This is a genomic window from Pseudomonas akapageensis (assembly GCF_011355085.1).
Classification (GTDB): domain Bacteria; phylum Pseudomonadota; class Gammaproteobacteria; order Pseudomonadales; family Pseudomonadaceae; genus Aquipseudomonas; species Aquipseudomonas akapageensis.
In genome coordinates this window covers 50,111-70,241 of the sequence record NZ_VXCP01000041.1, presented here as the reverse complement: position 1 = coordinate 70,241, position 20,131 = coordinate 50,111, and the positions used below count along the sequence as shown (strand labels likewise).

General features: G+C 58.8%; 19 protein-coding genes. 9 read left to right on the top strand and 10 right to left on the bottom strand.

Going from position 1 to position 20,131, the window contains the following annotated elements; genetic code table 11:
• Positions 1–320 precede the first annotated feature (320 nt).
• The gene (locus F2S13_RS23810; RefSeq protein ID WP_166365471.1) at positions 321–1,814 is read left to right on the top strand and encodes an AAA family ATPase; all 1,494 of its coding nucleotides are present in this window, start codon (positions 321–323) and stop codon (positions 1,812–1,814) included.
• The gene (locus F2S13_RS23805; RefSeq protein WP_166365469.1) at positions 1,811–2,518 is read left to right on the top strand and encodes a retron system putative HNH endonuclease; all 708 of its coding nucleotides are present in this window, start codon (positions 1,811–1,813) and stop codon (positions 2,516–2,518) included. Before F2S13_RS23810 ends, F2S13_RS23805 begins: the two co-directional genes overlap by 4 nt.
• A gap of 60 nt (positions 2,519–2,578) precedes the next feature.
• Here the strand turns inward: F2S13_RS23805 and F2S13_RS23800 are convergent, their stop codons facing one another.
• The 4 genes from F2S13_RS23800 to F2S13_RS23785 are packed head-to-tail and all read right to left on the bottom strand — an operon-like array spanning position 2,579 to position 7,351.
• Positions 2,579–3,433, bottom strand: a complete 855-nt coding sequence (locus F2S13_RS23800) for an efflux RND transporter periplasmic adaptor subunit (RefSeq protein ID WP_166365467.1) — start codon at positions 3,431–3,433, stop codon at positions 2,579–2,581.
• A 10-nt stretch (positions 3,434–3,443) separates the two neighbouring features.
• Entirely contained in the window at positions 3,444–3,644 is a 201-nt protein-coding gene (locus tag F2S13_RS23795) for a DUF1656 domain-containing protein (protein WP_166365465.1), read from the bottom strand.
• Positions 3,634–5,829 carry an FUSC family protein gene (locus F2S13_RS23790; protein ID WP_166365463.1) on the bottom strand — a complete coding sequence of 732 codons (2,196 nt, stop codon included), beginning with the start codon at positions 5,827–5,829 and terminating at the stop codon, positions 3,634–3,636. Before F2S13_RS23790 ends, F2S13_RS23795 begins: the two co-directional genes overlap by 11 nt.
• Before the next feature lie 10 nt (positions 5,830–5,839).
• Positions 5,840–7,351, bottom strand: a complete 1,512-nt coding sequence (locus F2S13_RS23785) for an efflux transporter outer membrane subunit (protein WP_166365461.1) — start codon at positions 7,349–7,351, stop codon at positions 5,840–5,842.
• Positions 7,352–7,538: 187 nt separating this feature from the next.
• Here F2S13_RS23785 and F2S13_RS23780 point away from each other — a divergent pair, with 187 nt between their 5' ends.
• Both F2S13_RS23780 and F2S13_RS23775 read left to right on the top strand, forming a co-directional pair.
• The gene (locus tag F2S13_RS23780) at positions 7,539–8,486 is read left to right on the top strand and encodes a LysR family transcriptional regulator (protein ID WP_166365459.1); all 948 of its coding nucleotides are present in this window, start codon (positions 7,539–7,541) and stop codon (positions 8,484–8,486) included.
• A gap of 74 nt (positions 8,487–8,560) precedes the next feature.
• Entirely contained in the window at positions 8,561–9,535 is a 975-nt protein-coding gene (locus tag F2S13_RS23775; protein ID WP_166365457.1) for a 2-hydroxyacid dehydrogenase, read from the top strand.
• On the opposite strand, the gene F2S13_RS23770 is transcribed toward F2S13_RS23775, so the two are convergent.
• From F2S13_RS23770 to F2S13_RS23755, 4 genes are all read right to left on the bottom strand, one after another.
• On the bottom strand, positions 9,510–10,517 hold the full coding sequence (locus F2S13_RS23770) for a glycosyltransferase (protein WP_166365455.1): 1,008 nt from the start codon (positions 10,515–10,517) through the stop codon (positions 9,510–9,512). The genes F2S13_RS23775 and F2S13_RS23770 overlap by 26 nt on opposite strands.
• Positions 10,518–10,520: 3 nt before the next feature.
• On the bottom strand, positions 10,521–10,880 hold the full coding sequence (locus F2S13_RS23765; RefSeq protein ID WP_166365453.1) for a GtrA family protein: 360 nt from the start codon (positions 10,878–10,880) through the stop codon (positions 10,521–10,523).
• Positions 10,881–10,918: 38 nt separating this feature from the next.
• Entirely contained in the window at positions 10,919–12,427 is a 1,509-nt protein-coding gene (locus F2S13_RS23760) for a glucosyltransferase domain-containing protein (protein WP_166365451.1), read from the bottom strand.
• 80 nt (positions 12,428–12,507) lie between these two features.
• Positions 12,508–13,422 (bottom strand): DMT family transporter, encoded by a 915-nt coding sequence (locus F2S13_RS23755; RefSeq protein ID WP_166365449.1) that lies wholly within the window; start codon positions 13,420–13,422, stop codon positions 12,508–12,510.
• Positions 13,423–13,554: 132 nt separating this feature from the next.
• Here F2S13_RS23755 and F2S13_RS23750 point away from each other — a divergent pair, with 132 nt between their 5' ends.
• The 4 genes from F2S13_RS23750 (at position 13,555) to F2S13_RS23735 (ending at position 17,983) form a co-directional block, all read left to right on the top strand.
• The gene (locus tag F2S13_RS23750; protein WP_166365447.1) at positions 13,555–14,427 is read left to right on the top strand and encodes a helix-turn-helix domain-containing protein; all 873 of its coding nucleotides are present in this window, start codon (positions 13,555–13,557) and stop codon (positions 14,425–14,427) included.
• A gap of 497 nt (positions 14,428–14,924) precedes the next feature.
• Positions 14,925–16,727 (top strand): hypothetical protein, encoded by a 1,803-nt coding sequence (locus F2S13_RS23745; protein ID WP_166365445.1) that lies wholly within the window; start codon positions 14,925–14,927, stop codon positions 16,725–16,727.
• 333 nt (positions 16,728–17,060) lie between these two features.
• Positions 17,061–17,474, top strand: coding sequence for an HPF/RaiA family ribosome-associated protein (locus F2S13_RS23740; RefSeq protein ID WP_166365443.1), 414 nt, complete (start codon positions 17,061–17,063; stop codon positions 17,472–17,474).
• A 200-nt stretch (positions 17,475–17,674) separates the two neighbouring features.
• The gene (locus F2S13_RS23735; protein ID WP_166365441.1) at positions 17,675–17,983 is read left to right on the top strand and encodes a DUF3509 domain-containing protein; all 309 of its coding nucleotides are present in this window, start codon (positions 17,675–17,677) and stop codon (positions 17,981–17,983) included.
• A 2-nt stretch (positions 17,984–17,985) separates the two neighbouring features.
• Here F2S13_RS23735 and F2S13_RS23730 read toward each other — a convergent pair whose 3' ends face one another.
• Positions 17,986–18,486: a phosphate-starvation-inducible PsiE family protein gene (locus F2S13_RS23730; RefSeq protein WP_166365439.1), complete on the bottom strand. Its 501-nt coding sequence runs from the start codon at positions 18,484–18,486 to the stop codon at positions 17,986–17,988.
• A gap of 218 nt (positions 18,487–18,704) precedes the next feature.
• On the opposite strand from F2S13_RS23730, the gene F2S13_RS23725 reads away from it, so the two are divergent.
• Entirely contained in the window at positions 18,705–18,968 is a 264-nt protein-coding gene (locus tag F2S13_RS23725) for a YebG family protein (protein ID WP_166365437.1), read from the top strand.
• Between the two features lie 54 nt (positions 18,969–19,022).
• On the opposite strand, the gene F2S13_RS23720 is transcribed toward F2S13_RS23725, so the two are convergent.
• Positions 19,023–20,129: a dihydrolipoamide acetyltransferase family protein gene (locus tag F2S13_RS23720; RefSeq protein WP_166365435.1), complete on the bottom strand. Its 1,107-nt coding sequence runs from the start codon at positions 20,127–20,129 to the stop codon at positions 19,023–19,025.
• Positions 20,130–20,131 lie beyond the last annotated feature (2 nt).

The window sequence follows — 20,131 nt, the reverse complement described above, 5'->3', positions numbered from 1 at the left end:
CTAACCCAGTCTCGACAAGGCGAACCGATAGGCATAACCGCATCCAAACTGTCTATTAAAGAAGCCAACCTTTATGAAACCCGCCTACAGAGGCTGATCATTGTTCCAGGTCGCGTAGCGGAAGACTCAAATCAGGTAAGAAAATTCCGAGAAACCGGAGATACTTTGTTGTTTCCCCATGGTTACGGCAGGCCTAGCTTATTGAAAGTGGGAAACCTTCCAAAGTCGAATAGGGAGAGGTGCTCAATCCAGCAAGCGATGCCCCACAAAACCGATCTGTTCGCTGATATGCTACTCCGTGATCGCGGGGCGGTTTCCGCATGTTTTTTAGAGGCCGCATCCACCCAAAGCTGGATGCTACCAGCATTGACTTTAGCCCCTGCAATCGCTTCAAACCATGGGGAAATCAAACCGGAGGCAAGCCTGTGAGGCTGAGAAAACTGCAACTTGAAAACTTCCGCTGCTTTGATCAGTTGGAGGTTGAGCTGCACCCTCAGCTAACGGTTTTAGTAGCTGAAAACGGTCAAGGTAAATCGACAGTACTGGATGCGGTTCGAATTGCCTTGTGGCCTTATGTCAGTAGTTTTGACCTTGCTAAAAACGCCTTCAGCGACCCAGGCAACGGTATTGCTATTGATGACGTTCGCCTACTCAAACTTGGCAGCGGTGATATGGCCAGGCAGCTGCCTGCTCGGATCTCAATGACGGGGGCGTTTGATTCCACTACGGAAAAAACGTGGATTCGCTATCGCGACAAAGAGGCTCGGGCCACAAAAACCAAAGATGAAGGCGATACGGCCTTCATGAAGCAATGGGCTGGAGCAGTACAAGCCGAGATACGCAACCCGGATAAACCAGCGCTCGATCTACCTGTATTTGGGTATTACGGCACCGGCCGACTCTGGGCGCAAAAGCGCTTGACCGAGACACTAAAGGGGAAAGATGACACCCAAGCAGCTGACTTTTATATGAGGACATTCGCCTATCTCAATTGTCTTGACCCGGCTTCCTCCTACAAGCACTTCAAGGAATGGTTTATCTGGGCATTCCAAAGTTATCGCGAGCAACAGATCAAACTCTTGGAAAAGCGCTCTACGGGGGAGGATCTGAGTACAGCGCAACAGCGAATTCAGGTTGTGCAGCAAGCTATTGATAGTTTTCTGCAGCCGACAACCGGGTGGCACTCCCTGGAGTACAGCGTGAGTCACGAGAATTCTCTGGTTTTGCAACACGACTTTCACGGCACATTGGAGGTCGATCTACTAAGCGATGGTATTCGTAGTGTGCTGGCGATGATTGGTGACATCGCCTACCGCTGCATAAAACTCAATCCCCACCTGGGCGTTGAAGCCGCACGGTTGAGCTGTGGCGTAGTACTAATTGACGAAGTGGACATGCATTTGCATCCGCACTGGCAGCAGCTGATTCTAGGTCAGTTGCTGCAAGCCTTTCCTTGCGTACAGTTCATCGTAACCACCCACAGCCCCCAGGTACTTTCCTCTGTACGGCGAGAGTGTATTCGCACGCTTGGGCGCAACGCACAAGGTCAATTTACGGCCGAAGTCCCCTTGGCACGCTCCTATGGTGAATTGAGCAGCGACGTGCTTGAAACCATAATGCTGGTAGACCCCTACCCACCAATTGCAGAACGTGAAGATCTTAGACATCTGACCGAGCTTGTCGATCAAGGACAATACCAGCACAACGAGGCGAAGAATTTGTTCATCCAGTTGACGCACCGTTTAGGGGAGAATCATCCCGCAATTTTGCGTCTACAGCGCAGCATCAAGCGCCAAGAGGCTCTCAAAGGATGAGGCTCATTCGTAAATCAGGTGTGCACAACCGCGCGTTAAGCAAAGCCCATGCGACTCCACCTGCAACCGTTCAGGAGGCAAGGAGTCGCTGGGGGAGCTTTGGCGATAAGGTCAATTTACTTCAGCAATTGCTAAATGAGCAGTACCGCTTGTGTAGCTATTCCGAGCTGCGTGCTGATATGGAAGGAATTGGCTATCACATTGAACACGTTCGGCCGAAGAGCAAATACCCGCCGTCAACCTTCGATTATATGAATCTCACTGCCAGTGCCTTGAGTAGTGACGATCTCATGCTACTCAAAAATGAAACTTTTGCAGGGCATGCCAAACGAAGTGAGTACGATCCGGTACGCTTTGTTTCATCCTTGCAAACTGATTGCGCGCGTTATTTCAGATACCTCTCCGATGGCCGTGTTGTTCCATCAGCTCTGTTAAGCGAAAGCGATCAAGGCAAAGCGAGATACACCATAGAACTGCTCAACCTCAATAGCCCCTACCTGACCAACCGTCGGCGCAAATGGTGGGAGGAGCTTGATGATCTAGTCGAAGAACACATCACAGACGAGATGTGTCTTCGCAGCCTCGCCGGCGTTGACCTTCTACCTAGAAACCAAGCACTGAGTCCTTTCTTTAGTCTCACACGCCAGTTTTTTGGGCCTATAGCTGAAGAAGTGTTAACTCAAGAGGCGCCGGAGCTCTTGTAGGTGTCTCCTTTTATCATTCCGATACAGCACAACAATATTTGATGGATCTCGCTGCTCGACTCATTCTTGTTTGACCACCACCGTACAGGTAGTCCCCGCCGCCAGCAGGAATCCGTCCGGCACTTCATCGATATGAATCCGCACCGGCACCCGCTGGGCCAGGCGTACCCAGTTGAAGGTCGGGTTGACGTCGGCGATCAGCTCGCGGCTTTCCGGGTTGTCGCGGTCATAGATACCGCGCGAGATGCTCTCCACATGCCCCTTGAGCACTTCGCCGCTCATCATCTGCAGATCGGCCTGATCGCCGACCCGCACGTTCGGCAGTTTGGTTTCTTCGAAGAAGCCGTAAACCCAGAACGAATCCTTGTCGACCACGGCCATCTTCGCTTCGCCGGTGCGCGCGTAGTCACCCCGGTGCACATTGAGGTTGGTGACGTAGCCATCGACAGTGGCCAGGATGCGTGTGCGTTTGAGGTCCAGTTCGGCGGCGGCAAGTTGCGCCTGGGCGTGTTGATAATCGGCCAATGCGGAGTTGGCGATGTTGCTGGCGTCGTCGCGGTTTTCCTTGGAGATGACAAGGTTGTCCAGATCGGCCCGGCGATTGGCGTTGACCTTGCGCATCTCCCAGGTGGCCTTGCGCGAGGCCACCAGCGATTGGGCCTGCTTGACTGCGATCTCGTAGTGCTCGGGGTCGATCTGCATCAGCAGGTCGCCCTTTTTCACCAGTTGGTTATCGCGCACCGGTACGTCGACCACGTAGCCCGGCACGTCGGCGGCGACGTTGATGATATCGGCGCGCACACGGCCATCGCGGGTCCAGGGTGTGTTCATGTAGTGGACCCAGAGTTCCCGGCCGATCACCACGGCGACGGCCAGGACGAGCAAGGTGCCGAGCAGGCTGAAAAGCTTTTTCATCAGGTAGGTCTCAACGATAAACAGTGAGCGCCATGGCGCCGAAAATACAGACGAACAGGCTCAGGCGCAGCAACGCCGGGTGCCAGAAATAGCGGTAGACATCCAGGCTGCTGAACAACCGGTCGAAGGCCCAGGCGACCACCGCGGCGATCAGGAACATCAGCGAGACAGTCGGCATGTAGATGCCGTGGAAGGCGATTTCACGGGGCATGGGTCAGTCCTTGCGACTCGATGGCAGGTATCAGATCAGACAGCGGTGATTGCGGGTCGAGCAATGAGGTGCGGATGAAGTGCAAATAGCTTTGCACCCGGCGCAATGCGGAGGTGTCGAAGTGCCGGGCGAAGGGCTCTTCAGTGTTCTGAACGCTGGTGATGGCATGATCGACCGCCACCCGGCTACGCGAAAGGTTACTGGCATTGGGCTGGATGAACAGACGTATCAACGAGCGCCCCATGACCCGGATCGCCTGGCGCCAGGGTTGTGTTTCGGCATAGGCCGGGTGCACCGGCAATACGGCCTGCTCGCGACGCAACTCGATGATCGCGTGGCCGACTTCCAACACCACGAACATCCAGCGCAGCAGGTTGCGTTGCACTTCGGGCTTGCCCGCCGCCAGCCCGTAGGCCTGGTGCAGTACGTCGCGGGTGCGGCTTTCGAAGGCCGAACCAAGCCCGCGCAGGCGACCGCTGATGGCGAACACCACCTGCGCGCGCAGGTCCTGCTCCATCCGGCGCCACAGCCAGCGGCTGTTGGGCGGCAGGATGATCGCCCCGGCGGCGGCACACACCAGCATGCCGATGACCATGCCGATGTAGTCATTGATAAAGCCGTAGGGGTTGTAGAGCGTCAGGTTGTCGGGCACCGAGCCGATCGAGAAAAAGATCAGCAAGCCCACCCCGTAACCGGCCCATTGCGGCCTGGAGGCGAGAAAGGCCCCCACCACCAGTACCGGTGCCAGCACCATGCACAACAGCGGGAAGCCATCGATCCAGGGAAACACGAAAAAGGTTTCGAAAAAACCCACCAGCGCGCCGATCAGCGTGCCGCAAGCCATCTGAAACGACATCCGCTTGGGGTTGGGCGTAGCTGCTGATAAACCCACCGTCGCGGCAGCGACCAGGGTCATGGTCGCACCACTGGGCCAGGCGGTGGCGACCCAGTAACTGCCCAGGATCAGCAGGATCGACGAAGCGCGAATCCCGGCTGCCAGCGACACCAGCCAGTTGGTCTGAGGCATGAACGGCTCGTCCCAGTTTTCCCTGGCGTGGCTGTGATCGGCCAGCGAGGCGTGGGTCTGGGCATAACTGTGCAGGTCGTCGACAAAGCGGTAGAGCAGTTCATAAGCGGTATGAAAGTCCAGCAGGTCGGCATCGCTGGGAGCGGTTTCGACAAAGCGATCGCGCAAACGCCGAACGTGCGACGGCAGTTCCTCTTTATACAGCGCCAACTGTTCGGCCAGCCGTGCAGCGTCGGCATCGGTCAAGGCACGCCCGCAGAATGGTTCGAGCACGCTGGCCAGGGCATGCAGGCCCGGCTCGATGGCGGTCACCACCTCGGCACGGCCACGGTCGCGAATCCGCTCGAGCAATTGGTGCAAGGCGTTGAAGCGGGTGGTGATGGCCATGAACTCGCTGTTCAAGCGACTAACCCGGCCGGAACGCCTGCGCATGTGCGGGTCTTCGAAAGCGACCACACCACGCAGGCTTTCCAGGCCCACCGCTTCGGAAATGAAGCGCACGTTGGCGCTCTCGAAGCCATCGCGCTGGCTGGTGCCACGCAGCCCTTCGATGACGAAACCGGCGAACACGCCGAAGCGCTGGTACATCGCATTGCGCATGGAGGCACTGGCCGACTGTGGCAGAATCGCGGCGCTGACCGCCGTCGAGACCACCAGCCCCAGGGAGATTTCCAGCACTCGCCAGACCGCCGCCATGAAGGCGCCATCAGGATGCGACAACACCGGCAAACCGACCATCGCCGCCGTGTACCCGGCGAGTACGAAACCGTAGCCCTTGAAGTTGCGATGGCGCATCGCCCCCGCCGAACAGATCCCGACCCACAGGGCCAGGCTCGGCAGGAAGAGTTCGGTGTTCTGTGCAAACAATGCGATCAGGGCCACCGTCACCGCTGAACCGGCCAGGGTGCCGAGAAAGCGGTAAAAGCTCTTGGCGAACACATGCCCGCTCTGCAGTTGCATCACGATAAACACCGTGATCATCGCCGTACGCGGCTGTGGCAACTCCAGGCGCATGGCCAGCCACAAGGTCAGGAAGGCCGCCGTCAGCACCTTGAAGATGTAGACCCAGGTCACGCCGTCGCTGCGCGCCCACTCAAAGAAACCGCGTCGCCACTCAAGCGCGCCCAGCCAGCGAAAAGGTACTGTCAATGCAGTCATGGCCGCCTACTCAGTGGTCGAACACGGCGAGAGTCGCCGGGGTTTTCGGCGCCTCGGTCTTCTGCTCGGCAGGCACGTCGTCGCCGGCCTGCAGGCCGCCACCCAGCGCCGTCACCAGTTCGGCATGGGCACTCAGGCGCGCGGCCTGAACCTTCTGCTCGATCTGCTGCTGGCGGAACAACAGGGTTTGCGCATTGAGCACATTGAGGTAGTCGGTCAACCCCCGCTGAAAAGCGATCAGGGCGATGTCATAGGTTTTCTGCGCCGAGGCCACCGACTCGGCAGCAAAGGCCTGCTGCTTGTCCATGGATTCGCGGCGGATCAACTGATCGGAAATACTCTTCAGCGCCTCGACCAGCGTCTGGTTGTAGTTGGCCACGGCCAGGTCATAGCCTGCCGAGGCTTCGCCCAGTTCCGAACGCAACCGCCCACCATCGAAAATCGGCAAGGTGATGGCCGGGCCGACGCTGTAATTGAGCTTCTTGCCCGTCAGGAATTCCAATGCACCACCACCGGTGGCCATGTAGCCAAGGCTGCCGACCAGGTCGACGTTGGGGTAGAAACCGGCATGGGCAACATCGATGCCGCGCGCCTGGGCGGCAACGTTCCAGCGGCTGGCGACCACATCCGGGCGCTGACCAAGCAGTTCGGCCGGCAGTGCCGACGGCAGTTTCAGAGCAGTGTGCAAGGCCAGGCTCGGGCGCTGCAGCTGCGCACCGTCACCCGGCCCCTTGCCGGCCAGGGCCGCCAACTGGTTGCGGCTCAGGGCGATTTCTTCGTCCAGCGCATCGAGCTGGCGATGGGTTTCGGGCAAGGGCGTCTGCGCCTGGCTGACTTCGAAGTGAGTACCGATGCCGCCCTTGAGTCGACGCTCGGCAAGTTCCAGGATTTGCTCCTGTTGCACCAGTGTCGCCTTGACGATGTCACGCTGGGCATAGTGCAACGACAGCTGGATATAGACGCGCACGATGTTGTTCTGCAATTCGAGCTGGGCCTGCCGGGCCTGGGCCACGGTCATGTGCGCCAGATCGACGGCACGCTCACTGGCATTGTGCTCTCGGCCCCAAAGGTCCAGGGCGTAGCTGAAGCCAAGCGCGGCGTTGTTGTCCCAGGTGGTGGTGCCGGACAACTCGCCGGGGCCGTAGAACTGGTCGGCGGGCCAGTTGTGCCGCTTGAGTGTGGATTGGCCATTAATCTGCAATGATTCGGCCGATTCGACGACCCCGGCCATGGCCTTGGCCTGACGTACCCGGGCAGCCGCCATGGCCATGCTCGGGCTGCCCTGCACGGACAGTTCGATCCAGCGATCGAGCTGCGGATCGCCGTAGGCTTTCCACCATTGCTGGTTCGGCCAGTGGGCATCCCGGGCAGCGGCCTGGATCGCTTCATCGGTCGCCAGGCCATTGGCAGCCAGTGTCTTGCCTTGTGGGGCAATCCCCCCGGTTCCGATGCAGCCGCTGATGCTCAAGGTTAAAGCCAGAACGCTAAGAGCACTGAGCTCTTTGATGATGCGACGCGGCACAGCTGCGAGTTCCCGAAGAAAGGATGGAGACGGCGTTGAGAAGCGCAATTCTAGGGGGCGCCTTGAAAGCCGATAAGCCGGGATTCCTGCGAATCTTTATTACCGATCCTGCGATAATCGGTCTTTAGTCGGAAGACTGAAGCCGTAACTTCGTGTCACAATTTGGCGTCTTTCCAGAGAGCGCCCCATGGACACCCTGCAAAACATGCGTGCTTTCAGTTGCGTTGCCCAGGTCGGCAGCTTCACCGCCGCCGCCGTGCAACTGGATACGACGACCGCCAACGTTTCGCGTGCGGTCTCGAATCTTGAAGCCCATCTGCAAACCCGCCTGCTCAACCGCACTACCCGGCGGATTGCCCTGACCGAAGCCGGCAAGCGCTACCTGCTGCGCTGCGAACAGATCCTGACCTACGTCGAAGAAGCCGAAGCCGAAGCCAGCGACGCCCATGCGCGCCCTGCCGGGCAACTGAAAGTGCATTCGATGACCGGGGTCGGCCAGCACTACGTGATCGATGCCATCAGCCGCTATCGCAAAACCCATCCGGACGTCACCTTCGACCTGACCATGGCCAACCGCGTGCCCGACCTGCTCGACGAGGGTTACGACGTGTCCATCGTGCTGGCCAGCGAACTGCCGGACTCGGGCTTCGTCTCGCAACGCCTGGGCATCACCTACAGCATCGTCTGCGCCTCGCCCGACTATGTGAAAGCCCACGGTATCGCGCAGAAGCCCAAGGAACTGCTCAACCACTCCTGCCTGCGCATGGTCAGCCCGGTCATTCCCCTGGAAAAATGGCTGTTCGACGGCCCTGAAGGCCAGGAACTGGTCAACATCACCCACGCACCGTTCCAGGTGAACTCGGCCGATGCCATGAACGCCGCCATCAGCAGCGGCATGGGCGTCGGTGTGTTGCCGATCTACTCGGCCATCGAAGGGCTGCGCAACGGGACCCTGGTGCGCGTGCTGCCGCAGTACCGCCTGCAGGAACTGAACCTGTACGCCATCTACCCATCGCGCCAGTACCTGGATGCCAAGATCAAGACCTGGGTCGAGTACCTGCGCAACTCCCTGCCGGAAATCCTCGCCGCCCACGAAGCGGACCTCAAGACGCACCAGTTGCTCATCGCCAACTGATTTCGGACTGCACAAGAACGGTAGAGAATGATAGCTTGCTAGCCATTCTTTACCGCCCGCCGAGAGTTCGCCTGATGAAAAAGACTGTACTTGCCTTCAGCCGCATCACTGCCCCCATGATCGAGCGCCTGCAGCAAGATTTCGATGTGATTGTGCCGAACCCGAAACAGGGCGATATCGCGGCCCAGTTCAACGAAGCCCTGCCCCAGGCTCACGGTTTGATCGGCGTCGGTCGCAAGCTTGGTCGCGCGCAACTGGAGAACGCCAGCCAGTTGCAGGTGGTCTCCAGTGTCTCGGTCGGTTACGACAATTACGACCTGGGTTACTTCAACGAACGCGGCATCATGCTGACCAACACCCCGGACGTGCTGACCGAAAGCACCGCCGACCTGGGCTTTTCACTGATCATGGCCAGCGCCCGCCGCGTCGCCGAACTGGATGCCTGGACCAAGGCCGGCCAGTGGAAGGCCACCGTGTCGCCGGCGGAGTTCGGCAGCGATGTGTTCGGCAAGACTCTGGGCATCGTCGGCATGGGCAACATCGGCGCCGCCATCGCCCGCCGCGGTCGCCTGGGCTTCAACATGCCGATCATCTACAGCGGCAACAGCCGCAAGACCGCCCTGGAACAGGAGCTTGGCGCGCAATACCGCAGCCTCGAGCAACTGCTGGCCGAAGCGGATTTTGTTTGCCTGGTGGTGCCGCTCAGCGAAAAGACCAAACACATGATCAGCCACCGCGAACTGGCGCTGATGAAACCCAGCGCCTACCTGATCAATATCTCTCGCGGGCCGGTGGTCGATGAACCGGCGCTGATCCAGGCATTGCAGCAAGGCACCATTCGCGGTGCCGGCCTGGATGTGTATGAGAAGGAGCCCCTGGCCGAGTCGCCGCTGTTCCAACTCAAGAATGCGGTGACCCTGCCGCACATCGGTTCGGCTACCTCGGAAACCCGCGATGCCATGTCCAACCGCGCTGTGGACAACCTGCGCAGTGCGCTGCTGGGCGAGCGACCGCGGGATCTGGTCAATCCGCAGGTGTGGAAGGGCTAACGCTCGCCGGATTTGTTGTCCGGGACGGGTCCGACCCGGACAACAAGACACTTAGCCGCTTGTGCCCCACCACATGCTTCAACACATACCTGGGCCGATGCTTGGTCTCCAGATAGATCCGCCCGATGTATTCCCCCAGTACGCCTATGCCGATCAACTGCACCCCACCCAGAAACAGAATGGCCGTCATCAGCGACGGATACCCGGGCACATCATTACCCAGGAATATTTTCTTCAGCACCATGTAGACCGCATAACTCAAAGCGAACAACGAAACGGCGCCGCCGATGTAGGTCCACAAGCGCAAGGGCACGGTGCTGAATGAGGTAATGCCTTCCAGCGCCAGGTTCCAGAGTTTCCAGCCGTTGAACTTGCTGACGCCGGCCACGCGCGGGGCACGGTCGTATTCGACGATGACGGTGTCGAACCCCACCCAGGAAAGCACCCCTTTCATGAACAACTGGTGTTCCGGCATCTGCAGAATCGCATCCACGACCTTGCGGTCCATAAGCCGAAAGTCCCCGACGTTTTCCTCGATCTTGGTAAAGGCAATGCGGTTGTGCAGGTGATAGAAAATCGCCGCCGAGTGGCGTTTGAGGTAGCTGTCGCTGGTGCGGTTACGGCGCTTGGCCAGGACGACCTCCGCGCCTGCTTGCCACCTTTCGATCAACAGGGCAATCACATTGATAGGATCCTGCAGGTCAACGTCGATGGGAATCACCGCCTCGCCGGTGGCATGTTCCAGACCGGCGAACAAGGCCGACTCCTTGCCGAAGTTACGGGAAAAGGTGATGACGAGTACTTCATCATCGACCTCGGCCAGGCTGTTGATGAGGGTTTCCGTGCGGTCGCTGCTGCCGTCGTTGACGAAGACTATCTCGACGGTAAATTCCGATAGCGAGGGCTCGTTGCGCACGGTCCGGTAGAATACTTCGATGGTCTGTTCTTCATTGAACACCGGGACGATCAGCGAAATTTTCACGGTTCATGCGCTCCTGAACACCACGAACTTGGAAAAGAAAAAGCCGACCGCCAGGCTGAAGGAAGAGAACAGCACCAGTGTCAACATGGGTGGCAGCGTCAAATGGTCGGCCACATTCCCGATCAGCAGGCTGACCGACCCCAAAAAACCAGTGAACAATACATAGCGCCAACCCGAGGGGCGAACCCGGAAGTTGATGCGGGCGTTGGCAAAGAAAGAAAAGCTGACGGCCACGCAAAATGCCAGCAAGTTGCTCGGTGCCTGGGCCATCTGGAAGTGCAAGCACAACAGCAGGAAAACCATCCAATGCAGACCCGTATTGAACAGGCCGATGGCGACATACCGGCGAAATTGCCTGAACATCGATGAGATCTCCCGAGATGTCCTGATGCCGCTCCCTGTTACCATCGGAGCACCTCGGCATCGTCCACATGCTTCATGACGATGTAGCCATTACCATCGAGGGCATAGAGCCGATAGAACTTGTTCTCCACCAGCGGTACGAAGCTACCTTCGGCAAAACTGCGTGCCGTCAGCGGTGGTTTGTCTCCCGACACATTGACCAGCCCGACCCTGGGCAACATTTCCGCCAGTACGAAGTAATTGATGTTCAACACATACTTGAGCGCAGGCATCAGCCGGGTGGAGCCGCTCGCCGCCGGCAGCCAGTTGCCGCTCACTCCAATCGATACCATGTAAAGCTTTTGGGCTTCGCGCAGTTCCTGGCGTGAGGCGATGTCGTAACTCAGCTGCTGCATGACCGAGTTGGTGAGCTCTTTCTGCACGCTCATGACTCGCCCGTAAGCGTAGGAAAACGACAGCATGCTCAACACCGGCACCAACAGCAGCAGGCAGCATCGCGGGTGGATCTTTTCCAGCAGCCAGTGGTTCAGGTAGAACATCGCCACCAAGAGTGCCGAGAGCCCCATCAAGGTTCTGGCACCATCGTTGAAAACCTTGAACAATAACGCAGCGCCGGAAACGCAAAGCAGCAACAGGGGCAACGAGAGCCCGTAAAGCAAAATCAGGCCCACCTTTTGTGCAAGGCCCTGGCCACTGGCAGCGGCCCGCATGCCTGCCCACAGCCAGGCGATGCCCGCGCCGACGGCCAATGCCATGTAGAACCAGCGATTGCCATCGTTGAACAACAACCCGAGACGCTCCATGACCAGAGTCTGCCGCGCTGCCAGGTCTCCCACTATTTGCGGGTTCAACCCCAGCAATCCCTGGCGCATTTCGGCCATGAACGGGTAAGCCGTCAGGTAATAGATCACCAGGCCCGCGAGCAACTGCATCGCCTTGTGCCCAACTGTCCAGCGCACGACCTTGAACGGCGCGCCCCCGGCCACTTGCCGGACCACCTCGATGCAGCACAAACCGATGAACACATTCAGGCTCAGTTGATAAAACCCCAGCGCGAGGGCAATCAGCGCACCGGGCAACAGGACATTCAATACTGCGTGACGTGAGTTGAATGTGATGGCGTAAATGACGGCGACCAGGCTCAGGGTCATGGTCGGCCCGTCGTATTGATACGACAGGTTCTGCAGGAAGTAGGGGCTGTACCACAACGGCAAGACCACCAGGCACGCGCTGAAATTGGGCGTCTTGAAATAATGCTGTGCCAGTCGCCTCAGCGCCAATGCCATGGCGAGGGTCGCAATGATCAGCGGCAGCGGAAAAATATTGGGAGCCGCCGCGGTGAACGTCAGCACTCCATAGAAACACTCGACGAACAAGCGGCCCTCTTCTTTCCAGTGAGTGCCGGCCAGCTGCGAACGCCAACTGTCATCGATATAGAAGTTATCCGCCAGGAACAGCGGATAGACGAAGAGAAAAGCTGCGACTGCAAAAAAGACCAGTGTTTCACGGGGCGAAAGCGCCCGCTCGAACAGTGAATTGCTGCCCATCGTCAGACCTCATGAGGAGGGCAATCATCGCTTAGCCGCTCCCCATGACTGCCGCCGCCAGGAGTGTAGTCGAACTTTGCCTAGCGGGTTTTCAACGCGTTGGGCATTGCCGGCAATGGCTTGGTGGCCTTGGCTTTGCGAAACACCAGCACATTGCCCAGCATCACCAGCACCAGCCCGAACAGGGCCGGTGCCGTCCACTGGTAGCCCTCGGCATAGGCCGACACGTTCAGCGCCACCAACGGGAACAGCACCGTGCAATAGGCCGCCCGCTCCGGCCCCATGCGTCCGACCAGGGTCAGGTAGGCGGTAAACCCGATCACCGATCCCGGAATCACCAGGTACAGCAGCGAGCCGATGTAGCGCGCATTCCACTCCATCGCGAAAGGAATGCCGCTGAACAGGCAATACAGCGCGAGCATCGATGCCCCGTAGAGCATGCCCCAGGCATTGGTGGTCAATGGCTTGAGGCCCGCTTTCTGTTGCAGGCTCGAGAGCATGTTGCCGGCGGAGAAGCACAGGGTGCCGAGCAAGGCCAGCGCCAGGCCTATCACCGTCTCGCGACTGGCCGCGTGGCCGGACAGTTCAGGCCAGAACAATAACCCCAGCCCGAGCAGCCCCAAGGCCCCACCACCCAGGACGTTGGCCGCGATCTTCTGTCCGAAGAACACCCGGGCATTGAGCGCGTTCCACAGGGTCGCCGTGGAAAACACTACCGCGATCAAACCGCTGGGGATCCATTGGCTGGCCGTCAGGAAACACATGAAGTTGACGCAGAACAGGCACAAGCCCTGCGCCAGGCAGATCAGATGCCCACGCCGGCCCATCTTCTGCAAGCGACGGCTGATCAGCAGGATGCCGAACAGCACCAGTGCAGCAAGGCCGAAGCGATAGACGATCGACACGGGAATGGCGACCACGCCCAGTTGCAGTTTCAGGGCGATCCAGGTGGTGCCCCAGATCAGTACAGTCAACAGATAAAGCGAAAGGTTCATGATCGGGCTCCTCGGCAGAGCCTTCAGTTTCAAGGCGCAGCTGCGTCGCCGCTTGCATAATCTTGCGCTTTTTAGCGCGCAACGCTGGCAGCGTCAGGCCGGCAGAGTAGGATAGGCCTTGAGGAAACGACCATGACCCTGGACCACCTACAAGTTTTTCAAGCACTGAACAGCTCGCCCAATGCTCGCCTTGAGCACAGCGCCGAGCTGGGCGATGGCATGGTCGCAGCCCTGTGGAACAACCATCACGACGCCCGGGACTATCACGGACCAAGCCACCATACCCTATCGTGCTATATCGCCGGCGGCACCGAGACGTTCCGTCGCGAGCAACCCGGCACCAAAGGCGCTCCGGACAAGTTGTGCGTCCTGCCGGCCGGGCATGAATCGGCCTGGGTGATCAACGGCAAGATCCGCCTGGCCCACCTGTATTTCACTCAGGAACAGTTCGCCCTCGGCTGCATCAGCCTGCTGGACCGCGAACCCCGCGAATTGCAATTGCGTGAAAGCACTTTCCTCGACGACCCAGTACAGGCCCGGCGCTTTCGCCAGCTGATCGCCATGAACTGGGACGAACCCGGCGAGCGCCTGCTGACCAGCAGCCTGGCCCACGAAATGCTCAGCCATGCCTTGCTCAGCCAGGTCGGCGTTCGCTCGGGGCTCAAGCTCAAGGGCGGATTGGCCGCGCATCAGCGCCGGCAGTTGGCCGACTACATCGACACGCACCTGGCAGATCCGCTGAGCCTGGGGCAGTTGGCGGGGCTGTGCAGCCTTTCCGAGTACCACTTTGCGCGGATGTTCCGGGAAAGCTTTGGCTTGCCACCACACCAATACCTGCTGGCCCGCCGTTTGGGGCGAGCGCGGGAGTTGTTGCGCGGGGGCTGCTTGCCGTTGGGTGAGATTGCATTGGCTTGCGGGTTTGCCAGTGCCAGTCATTTCACCAATAGATTTCGCCAGGTGGTGGGGGCGACGCCTGGGGAATACAGGTTGGCATTTTTGCGGTAGGCGACCGCTTTAACCCTCCCCTCGTTCCCACGCTCCGCGTGGGAATGCCTCCAGCGACGCTCGGCGTCGCGATCGCACAAGTCGATGCTGGAGCGCCTGACACTGCATTCCCACGCAGAGCGTGGGAACAAGGTTATACGCCTCACCTGACCTGCAATTTTTTAATCCCCCTGCATTCCCCCGAGTTCGGTGATGGCCCCCCCAGATTTGGGAACCATTAGCGCAAAGCTTTCATCTGAAGCGCGACCAAACATCCCTGCAACAGGCAATTTATTTCAATTTGTGACCATCTTTGAAACCTGGCACGAAAGCCGCTTGGCACGTTCCAGGCTCAGGGAATCATCTCTCGTGATTGTGTCCTAACCGGCCAGCACAACGCGATAGAGCCCCCAATACGACGCTCGCTCCGCTTTGTATTTTTTGCGCAGGACTTAGTGCATCACCGGAAAAGCGAGTCGATGACCGGCAATTATCCAAACAAAATTCCGGAGAGCACCATGAGCTTGCTCGCAAGAACAAAAAACCTGGCCTCACCGCCATTTCAAAAGCGATTCAACAACATCATCAGTCGTCCCGCCCTGATTGCCAGTGCAGTCGCCCTCGTACTGCTCCTGGGAGGAGGCGCTGCATATGCCGCCAAAGGTGCGCCTGGGGGCGGCGGGGGTGGTGGCGGCGGCGGTGGTGGTGGGACCGCCAAACCGCCCACAAAGGGCGTAACAGTGGCGAATCCAGTGCCCACACTTCCCGATCCGGTGTTCACTGACGCCAAATCCATTCACGGCTTCGACGTTACTGGATTTATTCAAGACATGACCGTGGCCGTGGACGCTGCCCATGCGGGCTGCCCTAATACCACCGACCCTAACAGATATGGCGGCACGGTCCAGGTCAATGGCGTAACGATAAAAGTTCCTTGCAACACCATTATTCAGATGCCGGCCAACACCCTGACCTGGGCCGATTTCGTCAATGGCGGAAAGCAGTCGCCGCTTGGCCTTGTCCTCAACAAATCTCCTGCGCCGTATCCATCGTACGAGATTCATGTGGTTGGCAATACTGTCCTGCGCAAACCACCACCCAGCACCGAACTCGATAGAGTCGCCGGGCTGATCTTTGTCTCCCAGCAGTCGGCCAACTCAGGCCACGGCTATATCAGCCGGATCGACTACGACAAAGGCAACATCGAGATTGACAGCGGCGACCAACAACCGCCGACGATCATCCAGATCAACGACCCGCTCGGGCGCTTTGGTCGCCCGCAAAGCCCGGATGCCCGCTTCTCCGTCGATGACGCCAACCCGACGATTCACGCCGCCACGGGCTACCCGATGTGCGTGCCTCGCTCGGCGGCTGGCGACGACTTATGCCCGGAGAAAAATCGGCCAAAAGTCGTGACCGCGACCACCACCAACAACTGCCGGAACTTCGCCCAGGCTGGTGTGCCCACGCCAAACTCCGGGGAGCTTACCCCACCACTCGCAAACCAGGTTTATTGCAGCCAGTACGTTATGAAGGATCCCAGCCTGGCTACGCCGACAGAACCCGATGCGAAACAACAGGCGCCGTTCGAAGTCGGCGACTTCATCACTTATTCCGGCACGCTGGTCAAATCGAATAACGGCGGTCCGGACTTCATTTCGGCGCACACGATCGAGGCCAACGTCGGGATCTACACCCAGCCCGGCACGAAACCGAGCTATCTGTCTATCGGTGAGTTCGGCGTCGGCACTGCCGACCCCGCGCCAAACGCCGTAAATGGCGCGCTCCAGGAGACTCAGGATCGGATATTCCTCGAGGCATCCACGACCGACGTGCAGACACCAGTCGACATCTACATGGTGGACGTCAATCCTGCGACTGGCGCGCAACACAACCGCTGGGTGACACCTTATGAAATGACTGGCGAGTGCAACCCTGTAGTGACTCTCTCGGCGGGCTGTTTGGGCTTCAGCGGTGGCATTACGACACAGTTCACCGGCGCTCAGCCGCAACGTGCCAGACTGCGGGCAACCAAAGCCCCCACCGGGCTTCTCAGCCAGCCAACCCGTACCATGCGTGTTGTTGCGCGTTCAATGTGCAATCCGGATAACGTGGACAGCTGCCTTGATACTGCCGATAAACAGGGCAGAGTGGCCAACGATCTGATTCCAGGGCAGTACCTGGCGCCGGTCTTTGAGTTCATCTTTCCGGAAAACGTCATGCCTGGCGACGCCGTCGTCCCCAACGACTTCTGGCATTTGCCGTTCATTCGCTATGGCGAAGGTCTGGGCGTCGGACCGCTGGAGCCCACTCCGTGGTGATCACGGCCTGACTTTTCGGGGGTGAAGTCAGGCAAGCCCGGACCGCAAGATCCGGGCTTTTTTTTCATTTCGGTGACCTACCGCAGCTAATTCAAACGGCCGAGAACCGGCTCGCGAGTCGCCGCTGGAGGCGCTAAAGCCTCACCTTCCATAGCAAAGAACCTGCCATCACTGATGACCGGTTCTATTTTTTTGCCGCCAAATATTTATCTTTCAAAAGGGGTTGAAATGTTTCTCCCAGTGCCTGACCTTGTAACTCAAGGGGCAATGGTTTGCGCTCAGCTGGAGCCCACCATTGATTCCCTTGCGAGCTAGCTGAATAAGGGATGAACTATGCAAATCCAAGTCAATAGCGACAACCATATTCAAAGCAGCAACAGACTTGAGGAGTGGGTACGTACTACCGTAGAGACCGCGCTCGAACGTTACGAAGAAGATCTGACCCGCATTGAGGTCCACCTTCGCGACGAAAATGGCGACAAGCCAGGCCCGCATGACATGCGCTGCCAGATGGAGGCGAGACCAAAAGGCCACCAACCGATTTCAGTCACCCATAAAGCCGCTTCGCTGGAGCAGGCAATTGATGGTGCAGCCACCAAACTTGAACACGCACTGGAGCACTTGTTCGGCAGGCTGCGGCGCAGCAAACACGCATCCAACGATGACCAGCCGGTTGGCAAGAACTCGGATGCCCTGCTGCAGGAAGATTTTCTGGAAAACGAGCAGGCAGCCAAATACGGCAGCTGAAGGATCGGGTAAGTAGCCCCAAAGAAAGCAAAAAAGGCGAGCCAGAGAGCTCGCCTTTTTTATGTCCGGCGAGTGGCTGGCTGTCCGGCATGCGTATTGCTCTGGTTTAGATAGAGCCCCCGTCAGTGGTCTGCCGAGACGAACTAATCGGTGTCTCGCGCAGTCAATGAATGCATGTCTTACTAGTCAGGTGACGCAGCATGGACAACCCTTTCCAACTGATTAACGATGCCTTTCAGCCCCGTTACCGGGTCAATCTGAGCATCCAGCACCTGGACGGCAGCATCATGCTGACCCTCTCCGACGAACACGGCGTGGTTGCCAAACGCCTGATCAGCGCAGCCCAACGCAATGACCCGCGGCGTCTGCAACGCCTGATCGAGAGCGTGCAACTGGGCATCGCCATCGAACAGGGTCACAGCGCCATCCCGCTCCTGGCGGCCATGACCAATAGTGACAGCTCGCAGCGAAAAGGCTCGTCGCACGACCAGCCACGCCGGGGCTACTGAGTTCAGATCTCGCCCTTCTCCACTTCCAGATGTTCACTGGAGCCCGCCCCGGTCTTGCGATGCGGGTTCTCGATTTTCACTGAAGGGAACTGCGAGGAAGCATAGCGCACCACCAGGATTGCGAACGCCAGCAGCAAAATTGCCCCAGAAAGATAAACCACGCCCAAATCTGGCGGATTATGGTGCGAAACATCGGATATCAGCAGACGCGTCAACGCCGTGATCGCCACGTAGATCAGAAAACGCACCGGCATGTGGTTGGTCTTGAAGTAGATGCCAACCATGGCACCGAGCTCCAGGTAGATGAACAACAGCAGGATATCGTCGACGGTGATATGGCCCTTTTCGATCATCCCAAGGAAGGCCATGACCGCCGCCCACGCGGTGACTGCACCAATAGCGAACAGCGCCAGGTAATGGAAGGTCTCCACGAACAGGTTGCCCAGCGATTCCGCCAACCCATGGACAGACTGGCGCAGGGACTCGGCCCAATTGATTTTCACGGTGAGGTTTTCCTTAGAGCGGCTAGAACGAATGATGCGGCAAGGATATGACGTTTGCCTGCATGCAGAATAAAGGCCAGCGGGTTGATTAGGATGGCGTCCAAACGCCGCAGGGCACCGGGGATTTGCGTTGTGTGAACGATTCGCTTATGCTTTTAGCTGTATAAAAATACAGTGGTCACAAAGGGCCACTATCGCAAAGGCATGTGAGGTGGTGAATGGCCGTCGAAGTGGTATACCGCAGCAGCCGAGATCTGGAGCGCTTGTTCATGGATAAAGCCGAAGCTGACCGTCATGACAAAATGCTCGAGCTGGCCGAACTGCTCGCTGAAGTCCTGAAGAAAGCCGTACCGTCATTGACCGAGCAACAAGTGGAAGACGCCGGCATCTACATGGCCAAGAACCGCGATGTGTTCGCCAAGGCATTCAAGAGCCAGCCCGACGCCCTGTCGGAGCTGCTCACAGGTGAAGCCGCCGAGTGACCGCAATTGCGAAAAAGCCCTGAGGTACATGCCCAGGGCTTTTTTCGTTGCCCGTCAGTCGGGCTGTTCCAGCGCCTGCACCAGCGCCTTGAAAAAGCGTGCGGCTTCACCGCCGGTGACGGCTCGGTGGTCGAACGTCAGCGACAGCGGCAGGATCGGGTGCACCACGACCTCGCCCGCGACTGCCACCGGCTCTTCGCGGATCCCTCCTGCACCCAGAATGGCCACTTGCGGCGGCACCACCACCGGGTTTGCGTAACGGCCGAACAAGGTCCCGAAGTTGGACAGGGTCAAGGTCGCGCCCATCATTTCCTGAGGTGGAATCGAGCGGGCCTCGACGTCAGCACGCAAACGGCTCACACCGGCCTTCAAGTCCTCGGGACTACGATTTCCGACATCGCGCAATACCGGCACGAACAGGCCATCGGGGGTATCGACGGCGATGCCCAGGTCAAGGTGGTCATGCTGACGGATCGACAGGTTGCGGCCATCGAACCAGCTGTTGAGCACTGGCACAGCCGCACAAGCCGCCGCCATCGCCTTGCCCAGGCGGATCAATGGATCACGGGCTTCGCCCCAGCGGTGCAGGTCGGCATCGGCAAACAGCGTCACCGGCACCACTTCGGCATGGGACCTGGCCATATTCAGCGCCATGCTGCGGCGCACGCCACGCAGTTTCTCGCCGCCAAAACGATCCTGTTGGGTCTGCGCCGCGGCTTCGACATCGGCACGGGTAATCAGTCCATCGCTGCCGGTGCCACTCAACGCACTCAATTCGACGCCCATCTGTCGCGCCAACTGACGTACCGCAGGCGTCGCACGGGTCGCCATGTGTTCACGGGTGGAAGGCGCTGCCCCCACGAAAAACTGATCGTCCTGACGGTTGCCCCCGCCTTCCAGGCGACCGACCACGGTGCCGGCATCGGCCTCGCCTTCATAGCCGAGCAACGGCTCGCCCACATGCAGAATGTCGCCTGCCGCACCAAAGGTCTTTGCTACGACACCATCGTAGGGTGCCGGAATATCGACCAGCGCCTTGGCCGTTTCCACCGAGACCAGCAACTGGTCGGCCTTGACCATATCGCCCGCCTGGACGTGCCATTGCACAATCTCCGCTTCCTGCAGCCCCTCGCCCAGGTCGGGCAGTTTGAAATACTTCATCA